The organism is Streptomyces sp. 13-12-16, assembly GCF_002114215.1.
Taxonomy (GTDB): domain Bacteria; phylum Actinomycetota; class Actinomycetes; order Streptomycetales; family Streptomycetaceae; genus Streptomyces.
In genome coordinates this window covers 1-2,413 of sequence record NZ_NCTE01001035.1, presented here as the reverse complement: position 1 = coordinate 2,413, position 2,413 = coordinate 1, and the positions used below count along the sequence as shown (strand labels likewise).

Annotated in this window: 4 protein-coding genes, 2 tRNA genes and 1 pseudogene; 6 read left to right on the top strand and 1 reads right to left on the bottom strand. The window is 69.7% G+C overall.

The annotated features are described in order from the left end of the window. A pseudogene (locus tag B7767_RS34780) lies at window positions 1–287 on the bottom strand (hydrolase); the annotation flags it as partial. 199 nt (window positions 288–486) lie between these two features. On the opposite strand from B7767_RS34780, the gene B7767_RS34775 reads away from it, so the two are divergent. The 6 genes from B7767_RS34775 to B7767_RS34750 form a co-directional block, all read left to right on the top strand. After that, window positions 487–559: transfer RNA gene (locus B7767_RS34775), tRNA-Thr, on the top strand. A 46-nt stretch (window positions 560–605) separates the two neighbouring features. Further along, window positions 606–678: transfer RNA gene (locus B7767_RS34770), tRNA-Met, on the top strand. A gap of 89 nt (window positions 679–767) precedes the next feature. Further along, a complete protein-coding gene (rpmG, locus tag B7767_RS34765; RefSeq protein ID WP_003948671.1) occupies window positions 768–932 on the top strand; it encodes a 50S ribosomal protein L33 in 165 nt (54 codons plus the stop codon). 219 nt (window positions 933–1,151) lie between these two features. After that, window positions 1,152–1,604: a MaoC family dehydratase N-terminal domain-containing protein gene (locus B7767_RS34760; protein ID WP_085575572.1), complete on the top strand. Its 453-nt coding sequence runs from the start codon at window positions 1,152–1,154 to the stop codon at window positions 1,602–1,604. A gap of 8 nt (window positions 1,605–1,612) precedes the next feature. Further along, the gene (locus B7767_RS34755; RefSeq protein ID WP_030860879.1) at window positions 1,613–2,041 is read left to right on the top strand and encodes a MaoC family dehydratase; all 429 of its coding nucleotides are present in this window, start codon (window positions 1,613–1,615) and stop codon (window positions 2,039–2,041) included. 54 nt (window positions 2,042–2,095) lie between these two features. Next, window positions 2,096–2,413: FAD-binding protein (locus tag B7767_RS34750; protein ID WP_143652793.1), on the top strand; the 318-nt coding region annotated here is incomplete at its 3' end.

Here is a 2,413-nt window from a genome sequence, read left to right as displayed (position 1 = left end):
GACAGGGCGGTGTCCGCGTGGGCGTGGGGCTCCGCGGGGGCCGGCAGGAGCAGGTAGCCGGTGAGGTCGACCTGTGTGCCGCACGCGCGCGTGCCGTCCGCCGCCAGGCTGCCGGCCGTACCGACCGCCTCGATGCGCCCGCCGCCCAGCCGTACGTCCACGGTCCGGCCGTCGGTGAGGCGCGCGCCGCACAGCAGCAGCGGGGCCGGATCGGCCGCAGTCGGCCCCGGAGCCGGGTCCGAGGACGAGGGCGGATGGGACGGTGGCTGCGGCCGGCTGTCGGGCATCGCGTTCCAGGGGCTCGGGCTGCGTGGGGAGGGGAAGGTCACGCAGGCAAGATCACGCAGAGTGAGTCCGAGCCTAGGCCGGGGGCCCCTTCCCCGCCGGGAGGAGCCCAATAGTCGTACCGGCGTGGTCCACCCGGGAGAGGGGGGCCGAAACGGATTTGGGCGAACGGCGGCGGACCGTGTAATGTCTTCATCGCTCGCCCCAATAGCTCAGTCGGCAGAGCGTCTCCATGGTAAGGAGAAGGTCAACGGTTCGATTCCGTTTTGGGGCTCTGGTGTGAGAGGTTCCCGCCGCGAGGCGGGGCCCGATCGCATCAAAGCGGTGTAGCTCAGTCGGTAGAGCAAGCGGCTCATAATCGCTGTGTCACCGGTTCAAGTCCGGTCACCGCTACAGACAGTAGCCGATTGCGGGGTCGGTCCTTCGATCGGCTACTCTTTCTTGCGTAAATACCGTCAATCCGTTCGTCAAGGAGCACTCACGTGGCTGCCACCGACGTCCGCCCGAAGATCACGCTGGCCTGCGTGGAGTGCAAGGAGCGGAACTACATCACCAAGAAGAACCGGCGTAACAACCCGGACCGTCTTGAGATGAAGAAGCACTGCCCGCGTTGCAACGCGCACACCGCGCACCGCGAAACGCGATAAAACAGGCTCGTACACGAGGCCGTCCCCCCAGCCAGGGGGGCGGCCTCGTGTCGTTTTCCCGTCGGCCGGCCGCGGTCAGGACCGGCCGGCCGCAGGCAGACCGGATGGACCAGGCAGACCAGTCGGACCAGGTAGGCCAGGTAGACCAGTCGGACCAGGTAGGCCAGGCAGACCGGGTAGACCGGTCGGACACAGTCAGACACAGGAGGTGCCGCGCGCATGGCGCTCGACCAGTCCTTCGTGGGGCGGAGCTACCCGCCCACCGAGCCCTACGAGGTGGGCCGGGAGAAGATCCGCGAGTTCGCCGAGGCGGTGGGGGACGCCAATCCGGCGTACACGGACGTGGAGGCCGCCAAGGCTCTCGGCCACCCCGATGTGATCGCCCCGCCCACCTTCGTGTTCGCGATCACCTTCAAGGCCGCCGGGCAGGTCGTCGCCGATCCGCAGCTCGGCCTCGACTACAGCCGGGTGGTGCACGGCGACCAGAAGTTCGCCTACGTCCGTCCCGTGCGCGCCGGTGACCGGCTCACGGTCACCTCGACCATCGAGGCGGTCAAGTCGATGGCGGGCAACGACATACTGGACATCCGGGGTGAGGTGCACGACCAGGCCGGCGAACACGTCGTGACCGCCTGGACCAAGCTGGTGGCCCGCGCGGCCGAGGAGGCGTGACCAACACCATGACGGCGAAGATCTCCTACGCCGACGTCGAGGTCGGCACCGAGCTGCCCGCACAGACGTTCCCCGTGACCCGGGCCACCCTCGTCCAGTACGCGGGCGCCTCCGGCGACTTCAACCCCATCCACTGGAACGAGAAGTTCGCCAAGGAGGTCGGCCTCCCCGACGTCATCGCGCACGGCATGTTCACCATGGCCGAGGCGATCCGCGTGGTGACCGACTGGACGGGCGACCCGGGCGCGGTCGTCGAGTACGGCGTCCGCTTCACCCGGCCGGTCGTCGTCCCCAACGACGACCAGGGCGCCGTCATCGAGGTCAGCGGCAAGGTCGCCGCCAAGCTCGACGACCACACGGTCCGCGTCGACCTCACCGCGACCAGCGCCGGACAGAAGGTCCTGGGCATGTCACGGGCGGTCGTCCGGCTGGGCTGAGCCGGACACGGCGGGGAGGGGGGCTTGTCGGTGCCGTCTCGTAGTCTTGGGCCCGTGCAGGAACTCCACGACGCCCCCCTCGCCCCGCTGACCACCTTCCGGCTGGGCGGCCCCGCGACCCGGCTGGTCACCGCGACGACCGACGACGAGGTGATCGCCGTCGTCCGCGAGGCCGACGACAGCGGTACGCCGCTGCTGGTCATCGGCGGCGGCTCCAACCTGGTCATCGGCGACAAGGGCTTCGACGGCACCGCCCTCGTCGTCGCCACCAAGGGCTTCACCCTGGACGGCACGCGGCTGGAGCTGGCCGCCGGCGAGGTGTGGACCGACGCCGTCGCCCGCACCGTGGAGGCGGGGCTCGCCGGCATCGAG